Here is a 21,928-nt window from a genome sequence, read left to right on the forward strand (position 1 = left end):
TCGATGAAACCCCACGCCACGGCTTACAGCCAACGCTTGTTGCGCGGTCAGTCCCCCTCCTATGAACGTTTGCAGGCACGGCTGGCCGAAGACGGCAGTGAACTGGGCGCGGCGCCGATTGCGGTGCATTGCGGCTGGGGCCGGTTGCTGATCGGCCATACCTTCCCGGACGCGGCGAGCCTGGCGCAAGAGTTGCTCAACGAGCAGCCCGGTGAGCGCGACATCGCCTTGTATGTGGCGGCACCCCAGCAAGTTTTGGGGCTGGAGCCGGCGCAACTGTTCCTCGACCCTTCCGACACCTTGCGTCTTTGGTTCAGCGATTACCGTCAGTCAACCCGGGTGTTTCGCGGCTTTCGCATTCGCCGGGCGCAAAGCGAGACTGATTGGCAGGCGATCAATCAGCTGTACCAGGCGCGCGGCATGTTGCCCATTGATGCGAATTTGCTGACGCCGCGACATCAGGGCGGCCCGGTGTATTGGCTGGCCGAAGATGAAGACAGCGGCGCGATCATCGGCAGCGTCATGGGCCTCAACCATCACAAAGCGTTCAACGACCCGGAGAACGGCAGCAGCCTGTGGTGCCTGGCGGTCGATCCGCACTGTTCACGGCCGGGCGTCGGTGAAGTGCTGGTGCGGCATTTGATCGAACACTTCATGAGCCGTGGGCTGAGTTACCTGGACCTGTCGGTGTTGCATGACAACCGGCAGGCGAAAAGTCTTTACGCCAAGCTCGGCTTTCGCAACCTGTCGACCTTCGCCATCAAGCGCAAGAACGGCATCAACCAGCCGCTGTTTCTGGGTCCTGGGCCTGAGGCCGATTTCAACCCCTATGCGCGGATCATTGTCGAGGAAGCCCATCGACGCGGCATCGATGTGCACGTCGATAATGCCGACGCCGGGATGTTCACCCTCAGCCATGGCGGACGCCGGGTGCGTTGCCGCGAATCCCTGAGCGACCTGACCAGCGCCATCAGCATGAGCCTGTGCCAGGACAAAAGCCTGACGCACAAAGTGCTCAAGGCCGCCGGTTTGAACCTGCCCTCGCAGCAACTGGCCGGCAACGCCGACGACAACCTGGCGTTTCTCGATGAGCACGAGCGGGTGGTGGTCAAGCCTTTGGATGGTGAGCAAGGTCAAGGCGTCGCGGTGGATTTGCGGACGATTGAAGAGGTCCAGCAAGCCATCGAATCAGCCCGGCAGTTCGACAGCCGCGTGCTGCTGGAAAGTTTCCACGAAGGTCTCGATTTGCGAATTGTAGTGATCGGTTTCGAGGTGGTCGCCGCGGCGATTCGCCGGCCTGCGGAGGTGGTGGGCGATGGTCAGCATTCCATCGGCGCGCTGATCGAAGCGCAGAGTCGGCGTCGGCAGGCGGCCACCAGCGGTGAAAGCAAAATCCCGCTGGACCATGAGACCGAGCGCACGCTGCAGGCGGCGGGTTATGACTACAACAGTATTCTGCCGGCCGGTGAGCATCTGTTCGTCAGGCGTACGGCAAATCTGCATACCGGTGGCGTTCTGGAGGATGTCACGGCGATCTTGCATCCGACCCTGATCGATGCCGCCGTACGGGCTGCGCGGGCGCTGGACATTCCCATGGTCGGGCTCGACCTGATGGTGCCTGCCGCCGATCAACCGGAATACGTGTTTATCGAAGCCAACGAACGCGCCGGGCTGGCCAACCATGAACCGCAGCCGACGGCCGAGCGGTTTGTGGATTTGCTGTTTCCGCACAGTCAGCCGGCAGTTTCCTAGTCATGTGTCGGCTGGACTGATGCCTTCACGGGCAAGCCTCGCTCCTACAAAGAAACGCGTATTACCTGTAGGAGCGAAGCTTGCTCGCGAAGGCGCCAGGTCAGGCACCCAACTTTTCCCTCATCGAAACCATCGATGTTCTTTACTCATCAGGAGTTTCCATGACCAGCAAAATTCCCGAACCGGATCTCAATTACCTGCAAAAAGTCCTGCTGGAAATGCTCGCCATTCCCAGCCCGACCGGCTTTACCGACACCATCGTGCGGTACGTCGCCGAACGCCTTGAAGAATTGGGCATTCCCTTTGAGATGACCCGGCGCGGCACCATCCGCGCCACGCTCAAGGGCAAGAAAAACAGCCCGGACCGTGCGGTCTCCGCTCACCTCGACACCATCGGCGCCGCGGTTCGCGCAGTGAAAGACAACGGTCGCCTGACCCTCGCCCCGGTCGGTTGCTGGTCCAGTCGTTTTGCCGAGGGCAGCCGCGTCAGCCTGTTCACCGACAACGGTGTGATTCGCGGCAGCGTGTTACCGCTGATGGCTTCCGGGCACGCATTCAACACCGCCGTAGATGAATTGCCGATCAGCTGGGATCACGTTGAGTTGCGTCTGGACGCTTACTGCGCCACCCGCGCCGACTGCGATTCCCTGGGGATCAGCGTGGGCGATTTCGTCGCCTTCGACCCGCTGCCGGAGTTCACCGAAAGCGGTCACATCAGCGCCCGTCACCTCGACGACAAGGCGGGTGTAGCGGCGCTGCTGGCGGCGATGAAAGCGATCATCGACAGCGGTGAGGAGTTGATGATCGATTGTCATCCGCTATTCACCATCACCGAGGAAACCGGCAGCGGCGCGGCGGCTGCGTTGCCTTGGGACGTCAGCGAATTCGTCGGCATCGACATCGCGCCGGTTGCGCCCGGCCAGCATTCCAGCGAACACGCGGTGAGCGTGGCGATGCAGGATTCCGGCGGGCCTTACGACTATCACCTGTCGCGGCACTTGCTCAGGTTGGCCAGTGAAAACGAGTTGCCGGTGCGCCGCGACCTGTTTCGCTATTACTTCAGCGATGCGCATTCGGCGGTCACCGCCGGGCACGACATCCGCACCGCCCTGCTCGCCTTCGGCTGCGATGCCACTCACGGTTACGAGCGCACGCACATCGATAGCCTGGCGGCGCTGAGTCGTCTACTCGGCGCCTACATTCTGAGCCCGCCGGTATTTGCCAGTGATGCGCAGCCGGCAAAGGGCTCGCTGGACCGGTTCAGTCATCAAATCGAGCACGACACGCAGATGGAAAGCGATACGCGGGTGCCGTCGGTGGATAGTCTGGTGGGGCAACGAACAGACAGCTGATCCGGGCTTTTTTATCGTTTGAGAGATCGCCTTCGCGGGCAAGCCTCGCTCCTACAGGTTATGTGTCGATGCGCGAAACCTGTAGGAGCGAGGCTTGCCCGCGAAGGCGGTGTATCAGGTACCACATCAGGTCCCGGGCTAGCCGCAACCGATCATTCGCCGTAGCATCGCGCCATTGTTTAGCCGAGGTGCCTATGCTGATTCCCTACGACCAACTTGAAGTCGACACCCTGACCCGCCTGATCGAGGACTTCGTGACCCGCGACGGTACGGACAATGGTGACGACACGCCGCTGGAAACCCGCGTATTGCGTGTTCGCCAGGCATTGACCAAGGGGCAGGCGCTGATCGTTTTTGATCCGGACAGCGAGCAATGCCAGTTGATGCTCAAGCACGATGTGCCCAAGCACCTGTTCGACTGAGGCGCTCAGCGTCTTTTGGTTTTCGCCAGTTTGACCTGGATGCGATCGTAGACCTCGGCCCGGTGCACATTGACGTTTTGTGGCGCTTCGACACCGAAGCGCACGCTGCCTCCGTTGACGGCGATGATGCGCACTGAAATGTTGTCACCGATGGAAATCATCTCGCCCACAACGCGACTGAGTACAAGCATGGCATTCATCCTTCAGGGTTACCGGCCCTCGAAGATGCCCGGCCCGCAGCCGCTCTTCAATGCAACAGCGGCAAATCAGTCCCGCCCTACAGCGCAGGAAGATGCCCCTTACGGAAACGTCTGACAAATCGTTTGAATGCCGCTTCAGGAAGCAGAGAAACGCGGGCCGAACAGAATCACACTGGCCCCGATCACGCACAGCGCCACGCCCAGCCAGTCTGAGCCCAGGGGACGAACTCGCTCGATCACCGCCAGCCAACCGATCGAGGCGACGATGTAAATCCCCCCATAGGCGGCATAGGCGCGACCGGCGTAAGTCGCCTCGACACGGGTCAGCAACAGCGCGAACAACGTCAGGCTGAGCAGCGCCGGCACCACCCACCACATGCTCTTACCTTGGCGCAGCCACATCCAGAAGGCGAAGCAGCCGGCGATTTCGAACAGCGCCGCAAGGAAAAACCACAGGTAATTGAGCATGCATACGTCTCGTAAGGATGACCGGTTGCGGCCACCCTAACGACGGTGTTGCGCACGGGCAAGTTCAGCCTGCGTTTTGTTTGGCCTTGGCGCGCATTTTGTCGGCCATGGTGGTCATTTCGTTGTAAAGCAGTTGCGGGTTCTTCTGCTTGAGTGCCCAGGCCATGCGGCCCTGCTCGTGGGGCAGGATCATGAATTCACCGGCGGCGACGTGCTCATAGATGTAATCGGCAATGTCCGTCGCGGTGATCGGCGAACTTTCCAGCAGTTTGCCGACCTGGGCTTTCATGGCCGGAGTCGGGCCACGGAAGGAATCCAGCAGGTTGGTCTGGAAGAACGACGGGCAGACCACGTGCACGCCCACTTCCTGTTGCGCCAATTCGACCAGCAGGCTTTCGGACAGGGCCACTACGCCGGCCTTGGCCACGTTGTAGTTGCTCATGGCCGGGCCTTGCATGAGAGCGGCCATGGACGCGATGTTGATGATTTTGCCTTTGCTTTTTTCCAGCAGCGGCAGGAAGGCCTTGCAGCCCTTGACCACGCCCATCAGGTTGATCGCGATCTGCCAGTCCCAATCTTCCAGGGACAGTTCACTGAAGAACCCGCCCGAGGCCACGCCAGCGTTGTTGACGATGACATCGATGCCGCCAAGTTTCTCTTCGCAGGCCTGGGCGAAAGCGGTCAGTTGGCTGTAATCGCGCACATCGCAACGCTGGATAAAACCGTCGCCACCCGCTTCGCGAACCAGCTTCAGGGTTTCCTGCAGACCGGGTTCGCTGACGTCCGACAAGGCCAGCTGCCAGCCTTCACGCGCCCAGCGCAGCGCGATTTCGCGACCCAGGCCTGAGCCCGCGCCAGTGATCATCATGCGATTTTGCATAGCAAACAGCCTTGTTGTTCTGGGGAAGATGCGCTGAGTGTAGCGAAGGACATTGCGCGACCCACGCTCCATCAGATTGCTGAATGGTCCGAGCAAACCGAGGGAGCGCCGGAATCAACTAACACCGCCAAAAACGAAATAAGGCTTTCTTCGAAAAACATTAAAAAAACTTGGAATTTTCCGACGCACGCGACAGTCGGATTTTGTAAGCAGCTCGGGTTTATTGCAGTCCGACTGACAGTTAAAAGCTAGGTCATTCCAGAACACTTCCAACAAGGAAATAGACATGGGCACAATTCTTATCGTAATTCTGATTCTCCTGCTGGTAGGTGGTTTGCCGGTCTTTCCACACTCCAGAAGTTGGGGTTATGGCCCGTCGGGTATCATCGGCGTGGTGTTGGTGGTGCTGTTGATTCTGCTGTTACTTGGCAAGATATAAAGATTTAACAGGCAAAAAAAAAGAGGCCCTCGAAGGGCCTCTTTTTTATTGCGCCGAAAGCTTAGTCCGGCTTGCCGTCAACCACACCGGCGGTGTTGTCGATCAGGCTCTTGGTGGCCGTCTGGATGAACGACTCGAGTTTCTGCTTGAGGGCCGCTTCGTCAGCCGACGCCGGGATCAGTTCGCCTTTCGAATTGGCGCCCAGTTCGTACTGATACAACTTGGGCGGCATTTCCTTAGGCAGCACCAACACGCGATCCGCGGTCAGCAACGCTACGGTTTGATCGCTGCCCGATGGCTTGATTACGCCGAAGCCCTTGTCGCCTTCCGGCAGGTTCAGCAAGTCACGCCCCCAGCACTGGTGAATCACGTCGCCACCGATACGCCCCATGATGGTCGGCACGATGTCGATCTGGGTGCCCACGGTGTGGTCAACCTGGCCGAATTTTTCCTGCACGCCCGGCCCGATCAGCAGCATCGGTACGTTGAATCGGCCCAGGTCCATTTCGGTGATCTGCTGCTCGTTGCCGAAACCATGGTCGCCGACCACCACGAACAGGGTTTCCTTGAAGTACGGCTCTTTACGCGCCTGCTCGAAGAACTGACCCAGCGCCCAGTCGGAGTAGCGCATGGCGGTCAAATGTTCGTTGAGGCTGCCACGGTCGGTCACGCGCTCGACCGGCAAAGGCGTCGGCAAGGCGTAAGGCGTGTGGTTGGACAAGGTTTGCAGCAAGGCATAGAACGGTTTTTTGTCCTTGCCGTCGCGGGCCTTCAACTCTTCCAGACCCCGGTTGAACATGTCCTGGTCGGACACGCCCCAGGTCGGGTCGGAGAACACCGGGTTAACGAAGTCGTTACGCCCGATGAAGTTGGTCATGCCCTGGTTGCTGAAGAAGCCCGACTGGTTGTCCCAGGCGAAGTCACCGTTGTAGACGTACACATCGTCGTAGTCACGGGCGCTGAGCAACTGTGGCAGGCCGGACAGTTTGTGGCTGCCTTCCGGGGTCTGCATCAGGTATTCGAAGCCCGGCAGGTTCGGGAAGCAGGCCATGGTGGCGAACATGCCCTGGTGGGTATGGGTGCCGTTGGAGAAGAAGCGGTCGAACAACAGGCCTTCTTTGGACAGCTTGTCGAAGTACGGCGTGACGTTACCCGGACGACCCAGCGCGCCCACCGAGTGACCGGCGAAGCTTTCCATCAGGATCACAACGACGTTCTTGATCGGCAGGGTCTTGTCAGCGGCCGGGGAGTAGTTACGACGCACGGCAGCGGTTTCGCCATCCACCAGTTTGTCGCTTGGGGTCAGCAACATATCGCGGACGGTCTGCTGAGCCACTGGTTGGTCCAGCGTGGCTTTCCAGATGTTGTCGCGCTCTTCGGACATCCGGCTCTTGGCCGCCGCGATCAGCGACAGGGTGCCGTTGAGGCCCAACTGGTTGGCGAAGTTCGAATCGGTGGTGTAGACGTCACCCCAACGCAGCGGCGGGCCCTGACGCAGGGTGCCACGAGCGGCAACCACGCAAACCAGCAGACAGACCACGAACACGACGCCTCGCGTATACCACGGGGCGATCTGGCGCGCGCCGATGCTGCCGCCACTGAACGGGCCGCGAGGACGGGTCGCACGGTCGGCGCCCTTGAACGCGAGGGTCAGGATCAACGTGCCGAAAGCCCAGGCCAGCAGGTAGCGAACCACAGGAAAACCGTACCAGAGCATGCTCATCACGGTTTTCGGGTCTTCCTTCACGTACTGGAAGACCAGGCCATTGAGGCGCTGGTGGAACTCGCGGTAGAAATCCATCTCCATCAGACCCAGGAACAGCGCGGTGCTCGCTGCGATGGTCAGCCAGAAGCGGAAGAACCCGCGAGCGGCCATGGCCCGGGCGCTGAACAGTGCCAGAATCAGCGGAATGCAGAGGTAGACCACCAGGCGCAGGTCGAAACGCAGACCATTGGCGAACGCCTCGATGAAGGTCGAGGCGGGTGAATCCTGGATCATTTCGCGGTTGTAGACCAGCAGCGCAACGCGCAGCAGGCTGAACATGACCATCATGACCATGGCGCACAGCAGCGTGTAGGCCAGGTGCGATTTGACGGTCGGTTGCAGCAGGCGACTAGAAGCTCGCTGCTGACTCAGGGCGTCCGGGTTTGCCATGTCGTTTTAGGACCCATTGGAAGTTGAAGTTTCAAAAATAAAGCGGCGCCCTGCCCTCTGTTGGCCAGTTCTCGACCCCGGGGCTTGCGCGGTGCGCAAATGTTGCACGATCACCCGCAGCATTGCCATTGATTAGTGCCCGGCAGGCTGACGCGGGCGAATTGTCTTGGAGGCGTTGTGAAAATTTCGTGCAACGTATATCTGGAAACAAAATATTCCGGTGAGAGCCGGCCTGTTCGCGATAGCGGTGGATCAGTCGACACCTCTTTCGGATGAAAAACCGCTATCGCGAGCCGGTTCGCTCCCACATGGATTGCGCATAACTGACGATTGCCCAATAAAAAACGCCCCGAGAGGTCGGGGCGCTTCATGAAACAGCGTGCGATTACTTCTCGGCGCGCTCTTTCAGGGCCTTGAGCGTGTTGAATGGCGCATCGACCACGAACTTGTTGGCGACCATCGATGGGATGCTGCCGCCTGGCTCGGTGTGCACCTGGTAGGTCACTTCGATCTGGTCACCCTTGGGGACGAACTTCCAGAAACCATCGACCTTGGTGACTCGCACGAAGCCCTTTTCCTCAGCCACGTACTTCGGCACGCCTTCAAGCTTGCGGGTCAGGCTGCCGTCGGCGCCTTCGGTGGTGGTGATATGCAACACCGAATCACGCGGAGTCACCGGCCACGGGGTATTGAACTGGGTGTAGGTCCAGTTCTGATCACCTTCGTGCTTGAGCAGCTTCTGGGTCTTGCAGTCGTGAATCCAAGTGCAGGCGCCTGCCACGTCTTCCTGCAGCGCGCGCAATTTGGCCATGGTGGTCTTCATCAGGGTGACGCCCTGGTACGCTTTGTAATCGGAACCGGCCACTTCACTCAGGGACACCTTGATGCCGTCTTCATTCTTGGCGACTTTCCAGTCCTCGGCCTGTGCAGCCGTGGTGGCCAGCACCACCGTCAAACCACACAGCACAGCCATACGATGCAGCGAACCCATAGTCTTATTCCTTATTGTTGAAGTTCCGTTCTCAGGACACATCATGCAGCCGTCATCCGCTCCCACCATCCCAGCAGCTTGATCGCTTCGTCACTGCTGCTTCCGCAGACTTCAACGTCGGCTTCAAACGCCGAACATACGGCAGGACGTTGTGGATCGCCGAAAATGCTGCACAGGTTATCGACAGACAGTTGGATGCAACGTTCGCCAGCGGCTTTGCCATTGGGCATGCCGGGAATCGGTGAACTGATGGAAGGGGCAATGCAACAGGCGCCACAGCCTTCACGGCATTTCATGACGACAAGCTCCTCGCGTCGGGTGATGTGTTAATGGACGGGGCACAGAGTAACCGCTAAAACAGCTGTTTTAAATTACCTGGACCGGGGTTTTTACGCTCAAACGAACGTGACTGACCAGTCTCCGACAAAGCGTCTGGGTCGCGGGTCACGAATCAGTGCAGATTTACTGTTTGAACTCGAAATCCAGCGCTGCGCCTTCGACGTCCCGGCGCTCTTCATTGCGCAGTTGCAACTGCATTTCGTTGCTGAGCAGCCGGCCGTTGAGCTGAAATTGACTGTTCTTGTCACCGAACATCTCCGGTAACACGGAGTCGCGTCGTGGCATAGGGACCGTACCGACCGGTTTCAGCTCTTCGACCAAATCTTTAGGCAGGCTCAGGTCCAGATCGGCGGAAGGGAGTTGAGTCTTCGCCACTTCTCGGGCCGATTTCGACTTTGAAGCAATCGGCGGCCGCTTTTTCAGCACAGCCGGTTTCTTTTTGACTGGCGCGACGTTTTTTTTCACCGCAGTAGTTTTCTTCGCGGCAACCGGTTTTTTCGACGTTGTTGCGCTGGCTGCCGGCTTTTCCTGAGTCGAAGCCGCCATGACGCCTTGGACATTAACGGTCAAGAGGAGGCAGATCGATAGGCAGGCGGCAGGAAAAATCGGTTTCATGGAACCAACGACGCTAACGGCAGAGGGCCATATGCTCGCCTGTTGTACGCAACATGACAAGCACGTGTACGAAACGACCGACGCACTTGTCAGAAACCGCTGGTCGTCTCCTGGCACAGCTGAGTCGCCAACATTCCCAAGGTCATCAATGCGCGCTCGGCTTCACGGTTCCAGGGCGTTCCACAGTTCAGGCGGATGCAGTGATTGAACTGCTCGGTGTTACTGAAAATCAGCCCCGGCGCGATACTGATGCCCTGCTGCAACGCACGCACATGCAGTTCCTGAGTGTTGACCCGCCCCGGCAGACTGACCCACAGAATGAAACCGCCGGTGGGCCGGGTCATCTGCGTGCCTTCCGGGAAATACTGCTGCACGGCCAACTGGAAGGCGCTCAGGTTCTTGCGGTATTCCTGACGGATGTAGCGCAAGTGACGGTCGTAACCGCCATTCTCCAGGTAGGCGGCGATGCCCATCTGCGTGACGCTGCACGCCGAATGCGTGCTGAACGTTTGCAAACGCTGAATCTCTTGCTGGTATTTACCGGCAATCATCCAGCCAATCCGCACGCCCGGTGACAGGGTCTTGGAGAAGCTAGAGCAATAAATCACCCGATCCAGCCGATCGTAGGCCTTGAGCGATTTGGTCCGGCCTTGTTCGAACATCAACTCGCCGTATATGTCGTCTTCAACGATCTGGATATCGAAATCCGAGGCCAGGCGCAGCAGTTGTTTCTGCCGCTCTTCGGGCATGGTACCGCCCAGTGGATTACTCAGACGCGTGGTCAGTACCAGCGCCTTGATCGACCACTGGTTGGCCGCCAATTGCAGGGCTTCGAGGCTCATGCCAGTCGCCGGGTCGCTGGGGATCTCGATGACTTTGAGACCCAGCAAGTCGGCCAATTGCAGCAAACCGTAATAAGTCGGCGATTCGGCGGCGATCAGGTCGCCCGGCCGGGTCAGCACGCGAAGAGACATCTGCAATGCATCGACACAACCGTGGGTGATCACCACTTCGGACGGATCGACCACCACGCCGGCATCACGCATGCGGATCGCCACCTGCCGGCGCAACGGTTCAAAACCGGGGCTGAACATGTAGCTGAAGGCACGCGGGCTATGGAAACGGGTGACTTTTGCCAATTGCTGGTGCAAGGCGCGGACCGGCAGATAATCGACGCTCGGCACCGCTGCGCCCAAGGGAAAAACACCCTCGCGGCGAGATTCGACCAGCACTTGCTGAATGATGCTGCTACGGGTGACCAGGCCGGGCCGCTCGACCCGGGCGATGTCCGGCGTGGGCGCCGTCAGGGCCGGCGTCTGGTGCACGTAGTAACCCGACTGCGGCCGGGCGCGGATCAGCCCTTGATCCTCGAGATTGGCGTAAGCCTGCAAAACAGTCGCATGGCTGACGTTGAGCTGCGAGCTCATCTTGCGCACCGAAGGCACGCGTTCCCCCGGTTGATAGACACCACGACGGATATCTTCGGCCAGTTGCTGAGCAATACGTTGGTAGAGCAAGAGATTGGTCATGACGCAGCACTCGATTTCACGGGCATTTTATTCTTGTGTGAAACAATACCGGAACAGTTTAGAAGTGTACTGGGACAGTTGCCACAATAGTCGACCGTACAGTGCAGTGTCAGCAAAAACTGTACTGTTTTGAGAGCCAATTGGCAGGCGCAAAAAAACCCGGCGCTGTCAGGCAGGCCGGGTTTTCCAGTAACGCAGCCCTTAGCGGGCGGCGCCGAGCTGGCCTTTTTCGTCGGAGAACACAATTTCCACCCGACGGTTCTGTGCACGACCACGCTCGGAAGCATTCACGTCCACCGGGTATTCATCGCCGTAGCCTTCGACTTTGATACGTTTGTCGTCGATACCCAGGTCCATCAGCACGTTCGCCACCGATTGCGCACGGTCACGGGACAACTTGAGGTTGTCCTGCTTGCCGCCTGTGCTGTCGGTGTAGCCCTCGATACGGACCACGCGCTTGGGGTTGAGCTGCAGGAACTGCACGATCTTCAGGACCACGCGGTTCGCCGAATTCTTCAACTCCGCTTCGCCGGTGTCGAACAGCACGTCGCCCAGGGTCATCACCAGGCCACGGTCGGTCTGGGTGGTTGCCAGGGCGACAATCTGTTCTTCGAGCCACTTGCCTTGCTGCTGCACGCTGAGCAATTTGGACTCGCGCAAGGCCAGTTGCAGGCGCTGACGTTCCAGTTCGAGCTTCGCCGCGCGCTCTTCGTTGAGCACCTGATTGGTGTGCTCACGGGCAATTTCGCTGTAGCGCTGACTCAGGTAGGCGTAATGCACCACATCCGAGCCGCTGCCCCAGTAACTGGAAAGACGATCAGCACGGGCCAGGGATTCACCGGCACGAATCACGTCCTTGGGCGCGATTCGCAGCACGTTGGAGTCTTCCTTGACCTTCTGGAAGTCAGTCCCGGCCTGCTGCAATGCAGTTTCGCTGTGTTGGCCGGCGCAGCCGTAAAGGCTTGCACAACCTGCGAGGATCAATCCGCCGAGTGCTTTGGACTTGAGGCTCATTGGGCATCTCCCAGCTGCTTGCGCAGGCGAGTGATGCGGGTATTGAGCACATTCAATTGCTCCTCACTCTTGAGGGTCAGCACCTTGGCTTCAGCCAGACGCGCGTCCAGTTCAGCCTGCTCGGCCCGCATGCGCGCATGCCTGTAGGACTGATCCGTCATGTCGCCCTGGGCACGGGAAAACTTGTCTTCGGCCAATTTGAGTTCCGGCACGTCGGCGGCGGTGGCGCCTACGGCTTTGGCTTGTTCAAGCGCCTGTTCGGTCAAGCGTATTTGTTCATTCGGCGCCGGATCGGCTGCACAACCCGCCAGAGCCAGAACGGCCAGGGCAGCGAAAAGAGGTCGAATACTCACTAAAAATCCCTACTGTTTTGGGGTACTGACGGGTTGCTGTTGCTGCGCTGTCCAACGCTCGATATTGCGTTGCAGCACGCTTTCCGTCAGTCCGGACGCGGGCAATTCTGTCATCTTTTTGGCCAGCTGTCCGCGCAACCACGGATCGTTGCAGGCGGAGTTATGGGAAACCGCGAGGAACAGGCCCGGTTTGTCGACCGGTTGGGGAAGAGCGATCAGGTCGTTGGCCATGCTCAGCGATTGCGCGGCGGCCATGCCCGAGTAGCGTCCGGCGAGGACAAACTCCACCTCGCCCAGCAGCAGTTCCTGAAAGGCCTGGGTCAGGTTCGGGGTACGCACGAGGGTCAATTGCTGGTCGGCGAAAGTGCCGAATGCCTGGGTCATTCGAGACTTTTCCGACACGGCACCCGGATGGCCGTGAAGGTCTTGCGCCTGGTTATAGACCAATGCCGAGTTTTTTCGGGTCCAGACCAGATAGTCGTTTTCCAGCAACGGCGGATGGATGTAATCCAGGGTGTCCAGCTCGCTGACGGTCAACGGCGCGTCGGCCAGCATGTCCATGCGTCCGCTGCGCACTTCGTCCAGGGCCTGGGCGCGCTTGCCGGCGTAAAGCAGTTCGACTTTGATGCCCAACTCCCCTGCCACGTGTTGCAACAGGTCTGCGCTGGCGCCGATCAGGTGCTTGGGGTTTTGCGGGTCTTGCCACAAGTACGGCGGCGCGTCCGGGCTTCCGGTCACCACCAGGCGTTCGCACTTGCCTGCCGCCACGGCTAGCGCCGGCAGCACCGTCAGCCCCAGCAGTAATGACCAGCCACCCACGCGACGCAAATCCATGGCAACACTCTCCACTCAAATCCGGAACAAAAAAAAGCCCGACCAAAAGGTCGGGCTCTTTATAAGTCAAGCGACTGGATTAGACCAGCTTCTCGAACTCGGGGATGGCTTCGAACAGGTCAGCCACCAGGCCATAATCGGCCACCTGGAAGATCGGCGCTTCTTCGTCCTTGTTGATCGCAACGATCACTTTGGAGTCTTTCATGCCGGCCAGGTGCTGGATCGCGCCGGAGATACCGACGGCGATGTACAGCTGTGGAGCAACGATCTTGCCGGTCTGACCGACCTGCATGTCGTTGGGTACAAAACCTGCGTCGACCGCGGCGCGGGAAGCACCCACGGCAGCGCCCAGCTTGTCGGCCAGGGCGTACAGGTGTTTGAAGTTGTCGCCATTCTGCATGCCGCGGCCGCCGGAAACGACGATCTTGGCAGCGGTCAGTTCCGGACGATCGGACTTGGCCAGTTCTTCGCCAACGAAGCTGGAAGTGCCAGCATCATGGGCAGCAGCAACGGCTTCAACCGACGCCGAACCACCTTCAGCAGCCACAGGGTCGAAACCGGTGGCACGCACGGTGATCACTTTCACTGCAGCGTTCGACTGAACGGTCGCGATGGCGTTACCGGCGTAGATCGGGCGCTTGAACGTGTCAGCGCTTTCGACCGAGATGATCTCGGAGATCTGGTCAACGTCCAGCTGAGCGGCAACGCGCGGCAGGATGTTTTTGCCGTTGGAAGTGGCGGCAGCCAGGATATGGCTGTAACCAGCGCCCAGCTCGGCTACCAGCGGCGCGACGTTTTCCGGCAATTGATGAGCGTAGGCGGCGTTGTCGGCCACCAGCACTTTCGCCACGCCAGCGATTTTCGCAGCGGCCTCAGCCACGGCGCCAACGCCCTGGCCGGCAACCAGAACGTGGATGTCACCGCCGATTTTGGCAGCGGCAGCCACGGTATTCAGCGTGGCCGGGGCCACTACTTTGTTGTCGTGTTCAGCAATAACCAAGATAGTCATTTAGATTACCTTCGCTTCGTTTTTCAGTTTCTCGACCAGTTCAGCCACCGACTTGACCTTGATACCCGCGCTGCGTGCAGCTGGCGCTTCGACTTTCACGGTCTTGTTGGTGGAGGCGGTGGAAACGCCCAAAGCGTCCGGAGTCAGCACTTCGAGAGGCTTCTTCTTGGCTTTCATGATGTTTGGCAGGGACGCGTAGCGCGGCTCGTTCAAACGCAGGTCGGTGGTGACGATGGCCGGCAGTTTCAGGGAAACCGTCTGCGCGCCGCCGTCGATTTCGCGGGTCACGGCAACGGTGTCGCCGGACACTTCGACTTTCGAAGCGAAGGTGCCCTGACCGTAGCCGCTCAATGCAGCAAGCATCTGGCCAGTCTGGTTGTTGTCGCTGTCGATGGCTTGTTTGCCAAGGATCACCAGCTGAGGCTGTTCCTTGTCGACAACAGCCTTGAGCAGCTTGGCAACGGCCAGGGAAGTCAGATCTTCAGCGGATTCGACGAGGATGGCGCGGTCAGCACCCAGAGCCAGCGCTGTGCGCAGTTGCTCTTGAGCGGTGGTCGGGCCGATGGAGACGACGACGATTTCAGTCGCAACGCCTTTCTCTTTCAGGCGCACGGCTTCTTCCACTGCGATTTCGCAGAACGGGTTCATCGACATCTTGACGTTGGCGAGGTCGACGCCGGAATTGTCCGCCTTGACGCGAACCTTGACGTTGTAATCCACAACGCGTTTGACAGCTACAAGAACCTTCATGGATTCCTCGTTACTCTCCGGTGAAAAGAAAGTCGCCTAGGCGAACCTGGCGGTTTGATGCTCATCGGCGCAAGGGCACCTCTAAAAACGCTGGCAGGTGTATCGAGTGAACCTTGCTCACGAGGCGTGATGACCGTTCGTCAGTGGTGACCGACGAGTCATTCATTATCGCGGCGTGTAAACTGCGCACCAAAACTGCGCTGCGCATCACCCTGTACTGCCATCGCCCTGTCTTTAGAGGTGCTCTTGAACCCAACAGTCAGCCTACGGCGAGCGCAAAACCGACCGTATCTTGACCGGAACGCCTATTCCGGTCAATACGGCAAAATAGCCGTTCATAAGCCGCGTGACTTTGATTTCTCTGGCTTTGAGCCAATTCAAACAAACGTTTGTATTGGACGCTAGGAGTGGTGTAGATATAATGCGCCACCCAGAGAGAAAGGTGGCCATACGATTGTCCTGTTCCGCGCATTGCGCAGGAATTCATGGATGCGACACCAAACCTCCAATTAGAAAAAAAACTGTTGAGCCTTGAGTAGGAGATAACCTGTGGAACGCGAATACATGGAATTCGACGTGGTCATCGTCGGTGCCGGCCCCGCGGGTCTTTCCGCCGCCTGCCGCTTGAAGCAGAAGGCTGCTGAAGCCGGTAAGGAAATCAGCGTCTGCGTGGTCGAAAAAGGCTCCGAAGTCGGCGCACACATCCTGTCCGGCGCGATCTTCGAACCCCGCGCCCTGAACGAATTGTTCCCGGACTGGAAGGAGCTCGGCGCCCCGCTGAACACACCAGTGACCCGCGATGACATCTTCGTTCTGAAAAACGCCGACAGCGCGCAAAAAATTCCTGACTTCTTTGTGCCCAAGACCATGCACAACGATGGCAACTACATCATCTCCCTGGGCAACCTGTGCCGCTGGCTGGCCCAGCAGGCCGAGAACCTGGGCGTAGAAATCTACCCAGGCTTCGCCGCTCAGGAAGCGCTGTTCGACGAGAACGGCGTGGTTCGCGGGATCATCACCGGTGATCTGGGCGTTGACCGCGAAGGTCATCCGAAAGAAGGCCTGTACACCCCAGGCATGGAACTGCGCGGCAAGTACACGCTGTTCGCCGAAGGTTGCCGTGGCCACATCGGCAAGCAGCTGATCAAGCGCTTCAACCTCGATAGCGAAGCCGACGCCCAGCATTACGGCATCGGCCTGAAAGAAATCTGGGAAGTCGATCCGGCCAAGCATCAGCCAGGCCTGGTGGTCCATACCGCCGGTTGGCCGATGGACATCATGGGCACCGAGAACACCGGTGGCTCGTTCCTCTACCACCTGGAAAACAACCAGGTGGTCGTCGGTCTGATCGTCGATCTCTCCTACAGCAACACTTACCTGTCGCCGTTCGACGAGTTCCAGCGCCTCAAGCATCACCCGGTGCTCAAGCAGTACCTGGAAGGCGGCAAGCGCATCAGCTACGGCGCTCGTGCCATCTGCAAAGGTGGCCTGAACTCGCTGCCGAAGATGGTATTCAAGGGCGGCGCACTGATCGGTTGCGACCTGGGCACCCTGAACTTCGCCAAGATCAAAGGCAGCCACACCGCCATGAAATCCGGCATGCTCGCCGCTGAGTCCGTGGCCGAGGCGCTGTTCGCTGAAAAAGACGGCACCGAAGAGTTGACCACTTACGTCGACGCCTTCAAGAAGAGCTGGCTCTACGACGAACTGTTCGCCAGCCGCAACTTCGGCCCGGCAATCCACAAGTTCGGCGCCATCATCGGCGGTGGTTTCAACTGGCTCGACCAGAACATCTTCGGCGGCAAACTGCCGTTCACCTTGCACGACACCAAACCTGATTACGCTTGCCTGAAGCTGGCGGCCGACTGCAAGAAGATCGACTACCCGAAACCGGACGGCAAGATCAGCTTCGACAAACTCAGCTCGGTGTTCATCTCCGGTACCAACCACGAAGAAGAGCAGCCGTGCCACCTGAAGCTGACCGATCCGAGCATTCCGATAGCCAAGAACCTGCCGCTGTACGATGAGCCTGCCCAGCGTTACTGCCCGGCCGGCGTGTACGAAGTGGTGACCAAGGAAGACGGCGAGAAGCGCTTCCAGATCAACGCCCAGAACTGCGTTCACTGCAAGACCTGCGACATCAAGGACCCTGCACAGAACATCACGTGGGTGGCGCCGGAAGGTGCTGGCGGCCCGACTTACCCGAACATGTAAGCCGAACGCCTGAACATCAAGGCTCCCGGAATGGGGGCCTTTTTGTTGCCCGCCATTTACCCCACACCATAATCCCCCTGTAGGAGTGAGCCTGCTCGCGATTGCGTTGTGTCATTCAGAATAAATGTCGACTGACCCACCGCAATCGCGAGCAGGCTCACTCCTACAGAGGAACCATTACCCACTCAGGCAGCGCGCTCATCCCCCGGATTACGCTCAAAGTAGCGCTTGTACTCACGACTGAACTGCGACGTGCTTTGATACCCGACCCGATGCGCCACCTGCGCCACGCCCAACCCCTCGGCGAGCAACAACTGCTGCGCCTTGAGCAAGCGCAAGCGCTTCAAATACTGCACCGGCGACAACAACGTGCTGCGCTTGAAATGCTCATGGAAGGTCGACGCGCTCATGTTCGCGCAACTGGCCAGGGTTTCCACATTCAACGGCTCGGTGAAATGCCCGTGCAGATGGTTGAGCGAGGCTGCAATCCGGGCGAACTGCCCTTGCTGCTCCACCAGCGCACGCAACACATCGGCTTGCGGACCGCGCAACGCGACGAACAACAATTCCCGCAACCGCGTCGGCCCCATGACCTGGCATTCCAGCGGATCGTGCAGGCAACGCAACAGCCTCTCCACGCAACCACGCATCGCATCGTCGAGCACCGCCGACGTCATGGACTCCAGTGTTTGCGCAGGAACCGTGCGCCCCGGCACCAGGCCCATGGCCAACACCAACTCACCGAGCAACACTCGGTCGATGGCGATGGCCACCCCGAGCATCGGCCCATCCGGCGCCGAAAACGTTTCGCACTCAAACGGCACCGGCAATGCCTGAATCAGGTAGTGCCCGGCGCCGTACTCCAACGTGCGCGGCCCCAAATACGCCAGTTTGCTGCCTTGGGCGATGATCACCAGGCTCGGCTCGTAGATCTGCGGACCACGGGCCACATCGCGACTGGCCCGTAAAACCTGGACGCCCGGCAACGCCGTAGGAGCGAAACCATCGCGAGTGGTCAGGGGCTCGATCAGCGAAACCAGCGTGGCATTCGCATCAAGATGACGGGTTAACAACATGAGAAATCTTCACAAAAAAGTCGCGGAAAAAGGTATGAAAGCATCATCGCAGGTCTGATCGCCCATTTGATCAAACGAACGCTGATGCCGGAGGAATAGGCATGACACCCGGAGGAATCGCCATGGCCCGTGGCAGGCACGGCGCCCAAAATGCGCCGCCTCACTTGTCATTGCTTTTGCGAGGTTCACCATGTACACCGCCATCGGATACGCCGCCCAGTCGGCTACCACTCCCCTCGCCCCCGTGAAATTCGAACGCCGCAGCCCAAGGGCCGACGATGTGGCAATCGATATTCTCTACTGCGGCGTCTGCCATTCCGACATCCATCAGGCCCGCAACGAGTGGGGCATTGCCGTTTACCCGTTGATGCCCGGCCACGAGATCGTAGGCAAAGTGACAGCGATAGGTGCGAACGTCACCCAACATAAAGTCGGCGATCTGGTCGGTGTCGGTTGCATGGTCGATTCTTGCCGCAGCTGCGAAGCCTGCCGGTCCAACCTCGAGCAATACTGCCTCGAAGGTCCGACCATGACCTACGCCACCCCGGACCGGGTCGATGGCAGCAACACCATGGGCGGCTACTCCGACAGCATCGTGGTCAGCGAGCATTTCGTTGTGCGCATCCCCGAGAAACTCGACCTGGCCAGTGCCGCGCCGATCCTCTGTGCCGGCATCACCACTTACTCGCCGCTAAAGCACTACGGCGTGAAGGCCGGCGACAAGGTCGGGATTCTCGGCATGGGCGGCCTCGGCCACATGGGCATCAAGTTCGCCAAGGCGATGGGCGCGGAAGTCACGCTGTTCACCCGCTCGGCGAGCAAGGCTGAAGAAGGTCGTCGTCAAGGGGCGGACCACGTGATCGTGTCCACCGATGCCGAACAGATGAAGGCCGCCGCAGGACATTTCGACTTCCTGCTGGACACCATTCCGGTGCAGCACGACCTCAATCACTACCTCGATACGCTTCGTTTCGACGGCGTGCACATTATGGTGGGGTTGATCGAACCGGTCGATCCACCGGTCCACGCCGGCAAACTGGTGATGAGCCGTCGCGTGTTGGCCGGCTCGCTGATCGGCGGCATTGCCGAAACCCAGGAAGTGCTGGATTTCTGCGCCGAGCACAACATCACCTGCGACATCGAAATGCTCGACATCCGCCAGATCAACGAGGCTTACGCCCGCATGATCGCCGGTGACGTGAAGTACCGCTTCGTCATCGACATGGCGACGTTGAAGGTCTAAACCTTCGCGCCGAGCTCTGCCGAGAGCCGGGCCGTGACCCCTTTGATCAGGGGAATCAGCTCGGCCATTTTTTCCAGCGGCATGTATGGCACGGTGCTGGCGATGCTGATGGCGGCGACGATGCGTTTACTGGCATCACGGATCGGCGCCGCCACACAGCGAATCGACGGTTCGTTATCTTCCAGATCGAAGGCATAACCGCCGGCCACGTATTCGACCATGCGCTGCTGAAACTGCTCCCAGGACTGCTCCGGGTGCAGCGGCCAGAACAGATTTTTCCCACCCGCCGGCAGGCTGACTTCGTACAGCCGTTGCCATTCTTCCTGCGAGTCATCCAGCATCAAGGCCTTGCCGATCCCGGTGCGCGCCAACGGCATGCGATGGCCGACCCGCGAGCGCATTTCCGGGCCATTGCGCCCCGGATTCTTGTGCAGGTACAGCACCTCGTCGCCTTCACGAATCGCCAAGTGAATGGTGTCGCCGGTCAACGCCGACAACTCATCCAGATACGGCCCGGCCAGGGTGACCAGCGGCAACTCTTCACGCGCCTGGAAACCCAGCTCGATCAGCTTCGGCCCCAGCAGGTAACCGACTTGCGGCACCACGCGCAGGTAACGCTCGTCCACCAGGCAACTGGCCAGACGATGGGTGGTGCTGCGCGTCGTACCGATCAGCCGGGCGATTTCCTTGAGATCGCGGGCGCCGCTGGCCACGGCCTGAACCACACCCAGGCCACGAAGCAGTGTCTGAGTGCCGGTCGGCGCGGCGTCCTTGGCGATTTTTGGGGCGTCTTCCTGCATATCCAGCCTTTACCGTTGAGCGAGTGAACGGGCGGCATTATGGTCGCCCGATGGCTGCCACTACAACTTGATACGCTCGACCTTGCCGACCAGCAGGATGTAGGAAAGCGCGCCAATCAATGCAAGAACCGAGATGTAGGTGATCGCCGGGGCGAACGAATCGCCGGTTGCCAGGAAACCGATGACAATCGGCGTGGTAATCGCCGACAGGTTGCCGATGAAGTTGAACACCCCACCGGTCAATCCGAGCAACCGCGCCGGAGCGAGCGTTGATACCAGCGACCAGGTGATCGAAGCCAGCCCGTTTCCGAAGAACGCTAACGCGAGGAAGGCAATCACCAGCGGTGTCGATTCAACAAAGTTGGCGCCGATGATCGAGGTGGAAATCAGCAAGCCGCCAATGATCGGCAATTTGCGCGCAAAGCCCACGGTGTAGCCGCGACGGATCAGGAAGTCGGAGAAGAACCCGGAACACAGCACGCCGATAAAGGCGGCGAGAAACGGCAGCGACGCCAACAGGCCGGACTTGATGAAGTCCATGCCACGGTATTTCACCAGGTAGGTCGGGAACCACGTCAGAAAAAACCACAGCGTCGAGTTGAGGCAGAACTGACCGAGGTAGATGCCCCACAACTTGCGTTTGGTCAGAACGATGCCGAGGTCGGTCCAGCTGAATTTCGCCTTGACCTTGGCTTGCTCGGCCTGGATATCCACCAGCCCGCCACCTTCGCGGATCAGCTCGATTTCGGCGTCGTTGGCACCTTTGAAGTCCCGTGGCTCGCGATACACCGCGTACCAGATCACCGCCCAGAGAATACCGACCGCACCGGTGCTGACAAACACCATGTGCCAGCCAAATTCATGCTGCAGCCAGGCGAGTACCGGCGTCAGGAACGCCAATCCCACGAACTGTCCGGAGGTATAGAAACCGATGGCCGTGGCGCGTTCGCGTTCGGGGAACCAGGTGGTCACCACCCGACTGTTGATCGGATACGCCGGCGCTTCCAGGGCACCGACTGCCATGCGCAACACGAACAGTGCGATGAAGCTGGCGGCGAAGCCGAGCATGACGGTGGCGATTGACCATAGCAGCAACGCAACGCTGTAAAGGATGCGCGGCGGCACCCGATCCACCAGCCATCCGCCAGGGATTTGCATAGCGGCGTAAGTCCAGCCGAAGGCCGAGAAAATCAGCCCGACGTGGATTGGGTCGATGCCCAGTTCGCTGGTCAGCGCGGGGGCGGCGATGGACAGGTTGCTGCGGTCGAGGTAGTTGATGACCACGGTGATGAACAGCAGCACCATGATGAAAAACCGCTTGCGGCTGGGCGCCACCAACGACGCCTGCCCGGTAAGGGTTTGCGGTTGCATGGGGAATGCCTCTTCTTATGTTTATTGAGGTCGTGATCGTTCCCACGCTCGCGTGGGAATACAGCCAGGGACGCAGAGCGCCCGGTGAGGCATTCCCACGCAGAGCGTGAGAACGATCACCA

The 21,928-nt window shown here is 59.4% G+C and carries 22 protein-coding genes; 6 read left to right on the forward strand and 16 right to left on the reverse strand.

Going from position 1 to position 21,928, the window contains the following annotated elements; translation table 11 throughout:
• Positions 1–3 precede the first annotated feature (3 nt).
• From ngg to FHL16_RS07975, 3 genes are all read left to right on the forward strand, one after another.
• Complete coding sequence (gene ngg / locus FHL16_RS07965; RefSeq protein WP_010461747.1) at positions 4–1,752, forward strand: N-acetylglutaminylglutamine synthetase; 1,749 nt, start codon at positions 4–6, stop codon at positions 1,750–1,752.
• 161 nt (positions 1,753–1,913) lie between these two features.
• Positions 1,914–3,104 carry an osmoprotectant NAGGN system M42 family peptidase gene (locus FHL16_RS07970; protein WP_010461749.1) on the forward strand — a complete coding sequence of 397 codons (1,191 nt, stop codon included), beginning with the start codon at positions 1,914–1,916 and terminating at the stop codon, positions 3,102–3,104.
• Between the two features lie 194 nt (positions 3,105–3,298).
• Positions 3,299–3,526, forward strand: a complete 228-nt coding sequence (locus FHL16_RS07975) for a YheU family protein (protein ID WP_010461751.1) — start codon at positions 3,299–3,301, stop codon at positions 3,524–3,526.
• A 5-nt stretch (positions 3,527–3,531) separates the two neighbouring features.
• On the opposite strand, the gene csrA is transcribed toward FHL16_RS07975, so the two are convergent.
• From csrA to FHL16_RS07990, 3 genes are all read right to left on the reverse strand, one after another.
• Entirely contained in the window at positions 3,532–3,717 is a 186-nt protein-coding gene (csrA, locus tag FHL16_RS07980; protein WP_010461752.1) for a carbon storage regulator CsrA, read from the reverse strand.
• A gap of 144 nt (positions 3,718–3,861) precedes the next feature.
• Positions 3,862–4,194 carry a YnfA family protein gene (locus FHL16_RS07985; RefSeq protein WP_077747972.1) on the reverse strand — a complete coding sequence of 111 codons (333 nt, stop codon included), beginning with the start codon at positions 4,192–4,194 and terminating at the stop codon, positions 3,862–3,864.
• A 64-nt stretch (positions 4,195–4,258) separates the two neighbouring features.
• Positions 4,259–5,074, reverse strand: coding sequence for an SDR family oxidoreductase (locus tag FHL16_RS07990; protein WP_010461756.1), 816 nt, complete (start codon positions 5,072–5,074; stop codon positions 4,259–4,261).
• A gap of 280 nt (positions 5,075–5,354) precedes the next feature.
• Between FHL16_RS07990 and FHL16_RS07995 the strand changes: the two genes are divergently transcribed.
• Positions 5,355–5,513 carry a DUF3309 family protein gene (locus FHL16_RS07995; protein ID WP_169858239.1) on the forward strand — a complete coding sequence of 53 codons (159 nt, stop codon included), beginning with the start codon at positions 5,355–5,357 and terminating at the stop codon, positions 5,511–5,513.
• A 61-nt stretch (positions 5,514–5,574) separates the two neighbouring features.
• Here FHL16_RS07995 and FHL16_RS08000 read toward each other — a convergent pair whose 3' ends face one another.
• The 10 genes from FHL16_RS08000 to FHL16_RS08045 all read right to left on the reverse strand — a co-directional run bounded on the left by FHL16_RS08000 (position 5,575) and on the right by FHL16_RS08045 (position 15,102).
• Positions 5,575–7,668: an LTA synthase family protein gene (locus FHL16_RS08000; protein WP_010461762.1), complete on the reverse strand. Its 2,094-nt coding sequence runs from the start codon at positions 7,666–7,668 to the stop codon at positions 5,575–5,577.
• 385 nt (positions 7,669–8,053) lie between these two features.
• A complete protein-coding gene (locus FHL16_RS08005; RefSeq protein ID WP_010461763.1) occupies positions 8,054–8,659 on the reverse strand; it encodes an START domain-containing protein in 606 nt (201 codons plus the stop codon).
• A gap of 41 nt (positions 8,660–8,700) precedes the next feature.
• Positions 8,701–8,955: a YkgJ family cysteine cluster protein gene (locus FHL16_RS08010; RefSeq protein ID WP_077747973.1), complete on the reverse strand. Its 255-nt coding sequence runs from the start codon at positions 8,953–8,955 to the stop codon at positions 8,701–8,703.
• 166 nt (positions 8,956–9,121) lie between these two features.
• Positions 9,122–9,613, reverse strand: a complete 492-nt coding sequence (locus FHL16_RS08015; protein ID WP_042932282.1) for a hypothetical protein — start codon at positions 9,611–9,613, stop codon at positions 9,122–9,124.
• 89 nt (positions 9,614–9,702) lie between these two features.
• Positions 9,703–11,142 (reverse strand): aminotransferase-like domain-containing protein, encoded by a 1,440-nt coding sequence (locus FHL16_RS08020; RefSeq protein ID WP_010461766.1) that lies wholly within the window; start codon positions 11,140–11,142, stop codon positions 9,703–9,705.
• A gap of 201 nt (positions 11,143–11,343) precedes the next feature.
• Complete coding sequence (locus FHL16_RS08025; protein WP_077747974.1) at positions 11,344–12,156, reverse strand: OmpA family protein; 813 nt, start codon at positions 12,154–12,156, stop codon at positions 11,344–11,346.
• Positions 12,153–12,509 (reverse strand): DUF4398 domain-containing protein, encoded by a 357-nt coding sequence (locus FHL16_RS08030; RefSeq protein ID WP_010461770.1) that lies wholly within the window; start codon positions 12,507–12,509, stop codon positions 12,153–12,155. The genes FHL16_RS08025 and FHL16_RS08030 overlap by 4 nt, the downstream gene beginning before the upstream one ends.
• A 9-nt stretch (positions 12,510–12,518) precedes the next feature.
• Positions 12,519–13,343: a substrate-binding periplasmic protein gene (locus FHL16_RS08035; RefSeq protein WP_077747975.1), complete on the reverse strand. Its 825-nt coding sequence runs from the start codon at positions 13,341–13,343 to the stop codon at positions 12,519–12,521.
• 79 nt (positions 13,344–13,422) lie between these two features.
• Entirely contained in the window at positions 13,423–14,352 is a 930-nt protein-coding gene (locus tag FHL16_RS08040; RefSeq protein ID WP_010461774.1) for an electron transfer flavoprotein subunit alpha/FixB family protein, read from the reverse strand.
• Entirely contained in the window at positions 14,353–15,102 is a 750-nt protein-coding gene (locus tag FHL16_RS08045; RefSeq protein WP_010461775.1) for an electron transfer flavoprotein subunit beta/FixA family protein, read from the reverse strand.
• A gap of 549 nt (positions 15,103–15,651) precedes the next feature.
• On the opposite strand from FHL16_RS08045, the gene FHL16_RS08050 reads away from it, so the two are divergent.
• Complete coding sequence (locus FHL16_RS08050) at positions 15,652–17,316, forward strand: electron transfer flavoprotein-ubiquinone oxidoreductase (RefSeq protein ID WP_077747976.1); 1,665 nt, start codon at positions 15,652–15,654, stop codon at positions 17,314–17,316.
• A gap of 185 nt (positions 17,317–17,501) precedes the next feature.
• On the opposite strand, the gene FHL16_RS08055 is transcribed toward FHL16_RS08050, so the two are convergent.
• Positions 17,502–18,392 carry an AraC family transcriptional regulator gene (locus FHL16_RS08055; RefSeq protein WP_077747977.1) on the reverse strand — a complete coding sequence of 297 codons (891 nt, stop codon included), beginning with the start codon at positions 18,390–18,392 and terminating at the stop codon, positions 17,502–17,504.
• Positions 18,393–18,582: 190 nt separating this feature from the next.
• On the opposite strand from FHL16_RS08055, the gene FHL16_RS08060 reads away from it, so the two are divergent.
• Positions 18,583–19,635, forward strand: a complete 1,053-nt coding sequence (locus FHL16_RS08060) for an NAD(P)-dependent alcohol dehydrogenase (RefSeq protein WP_077747978.1) — start codon at positions 18,583–18,585, stop codon at positions 19,633–19,635.
• On the opposite strand, the gene FHL16_RS08065 is transcribed toward FHL16_RS08060, so the two are convergent.
• On the reverse strand, positions 19,632–20,435 hold the full coding sequence (locus FHL16_RS08065) for an IclR family transcriptional regulator (protein WP_010461783.1): 804 nt from the start codon (positions 20,433–20,435) through the stop codon (positions 19,632–19,634). The genes FHL16_RS08060 and FHL16_RS08065 overlap by 4 nt on opposite strands.
• A 60-nt stretch (positions 20,436–20,495) precedes the next feature.
• The gene (locus FHL16_RS08070) at positions 20,496–21,806 is read right to left on the reverse strand and encodes an MFS transporter (protein ID WP_010461785.1); all 1,311 of its coding nucleotides are present in this window, start codon (positions 21,804–21,806) and stop codon (positions 20,496–20,498) included.
• Positions 21,807–21,928 lie beyond the last annotated feature (122 nt).

It is taken from the genome of Pseudomonas sp. FSL W5-0299, assembly GCF_005930655.1.
GTDB lineage: Bacteria > Pseudomonadota > Gammaproteobacteria > Pseudomonadales > Pseudomonadaceae > Aquipseudomonas > Aquipseudomonas mandelii.

What these genes read in the sequence shown, in the direction of transcription:
- ngg (WP_010461747.1), top strand. Translation starts at nt 4, where the DNA reads ATGAAACCCCACGCCACGGCTTACAGCCAACGCTTGTTGCGCGGTCAG.
- FHL16_RS07970 (WP_010461749.1), top strand. Translation starts at nt 1,914, where the DNA reads ATGACCAGCAAAATTCCCGAACCGGATCTCAATTACCTGCAAAAAGTC.
- FHL16_RS07975 (WP_010461751.1), top strand. Translation starts at nt 3,299, where the DNA reads ATGCTGATTCCCTACGACCAACTTGAAGTCGACACCCTGACCCGCCTG.
- csrA (WP_010461752.1), bottom strand. Translation starts at nt 3,717, where the DNA reads ATGCTTGTACTCAGTCGCGTTGTGGGCGAGATGATTTCCATCGGTGAC.
- FHL16_RS07985 (WP_077747972.1), bottom strand. Translation starts at nt 4,194, where the DNA reads ATGCTCAATTACCTGTGGTTTTTCCTTGCGGCGCTGTTCGAAATCGCC.
- FHL16_RS07990 (WP_010461756.1), bottom strand. Translation starts at nt 5,074, where the DNA reads ATGCAAAATCGCATGATGATCACTGGCGCGGGCTCAGGCCTGGGTCGC.
- FHL16_RS08000 (WP_010461762.1), bottom strand. Translation starts at nt 7,668, where the DNA reads ATGGCAAACCCGGACGCCCTGAGTCAGCAGCGAGCTTCTAGTCGCCTG.
- FHL16_RS08005 (WP_010461763.1), bottom strand. Translation starts at nt 8,659, where the DNA reads ATGGGTTCGCTGCATCGTATGGCTGTGCTGTGTGGTTTGACGGTGGTG.
- FHL16_RS08010 (WP_077747973.1), bottom strand. Translation starts at nt 8,955, where the DNA reads ATGAAATGCCGTGAAGGCTGTGGCGCCTGTTGCATTGCCCCTTCCATC.
- FHL16_RS08015 (WP_042932282.1), bottom strand. Translation starts at nt 9,613, where the DNA reads ATGAAACCGATTTTTCCTGCCGCCTGCCTATCGATCTGCCTCCTCTTG.
- FHL16_RS08020 (WP_010461766.1), bottom strand. Translation starts at nt 11,142, where the DNA reads ATGACCAATCTCTTGCTCTACCAACGTATTGCTCAGCAACTGGCCGAA.
- FHL16_RS08025 (WP_077747974.1), bottom strand. Translation starts at nt 12,156, where the DNA reads ATGAGCCTCAAGTCCAAAGCACTCGGCGGATTGATCCTCGCAGGTTGT.
- FHL16_RS08035 (WP_077747975.1), bottom strand. Translation starts at nt 13,343, where the DNA reads ATGGATTTGCGTCGCGTGGGTGGCTGGTCATTACTGCTGGGGCTGACG.
- FHL16_RS08040 (WP_010461774.1), bottom strand. Translation starts at nt 14,352, where the DNA reads ATGACTATCTTGGTTATTGCTGAACACGACAACAAAGTAGTGGCCCCG.
- FHL16_RS08045 (WP_010461775.1), bottom strand. Translation starts at nt 15,102, where the DNA reads ATGAAGGTTCTTGTAGCTGTCAAACGCGTTGTGGATTACAACGTCAAG.
- FHL16_RS08055 (WP_077747977.1), bottom strand. Translation starts at nt 18,392, where the DNA reads ATGTTGTTAACCCGTCATCTTGATGCGAATGCCACGCTGGTTTCGCTG.
- FHL16_RS08060 (WP_077747978.1), top strand. Translation starts at nt 18,583, where the DNA reads ATGTACACCGCCATCGGATACGCCGCCCAGTCGGCTACCACTCCCCTC.
- FHL16_RS08065 (WP_010461783.1), bottom strand. Translation starts at nt 20,435, where the DNA reads ATGCAGGAAGACGCCCCAAAAATCGCCAAGGACGCCGCGCCGACCGGC.
- FHL16_RS08070 (WP_010461785.1), bottom strand. Translation starts at nt 21,806, where the DNA reads ATGCAACCGCAAACCCTTACCGGGCAGGCGTCGTTGGTGGCGCCCAGC.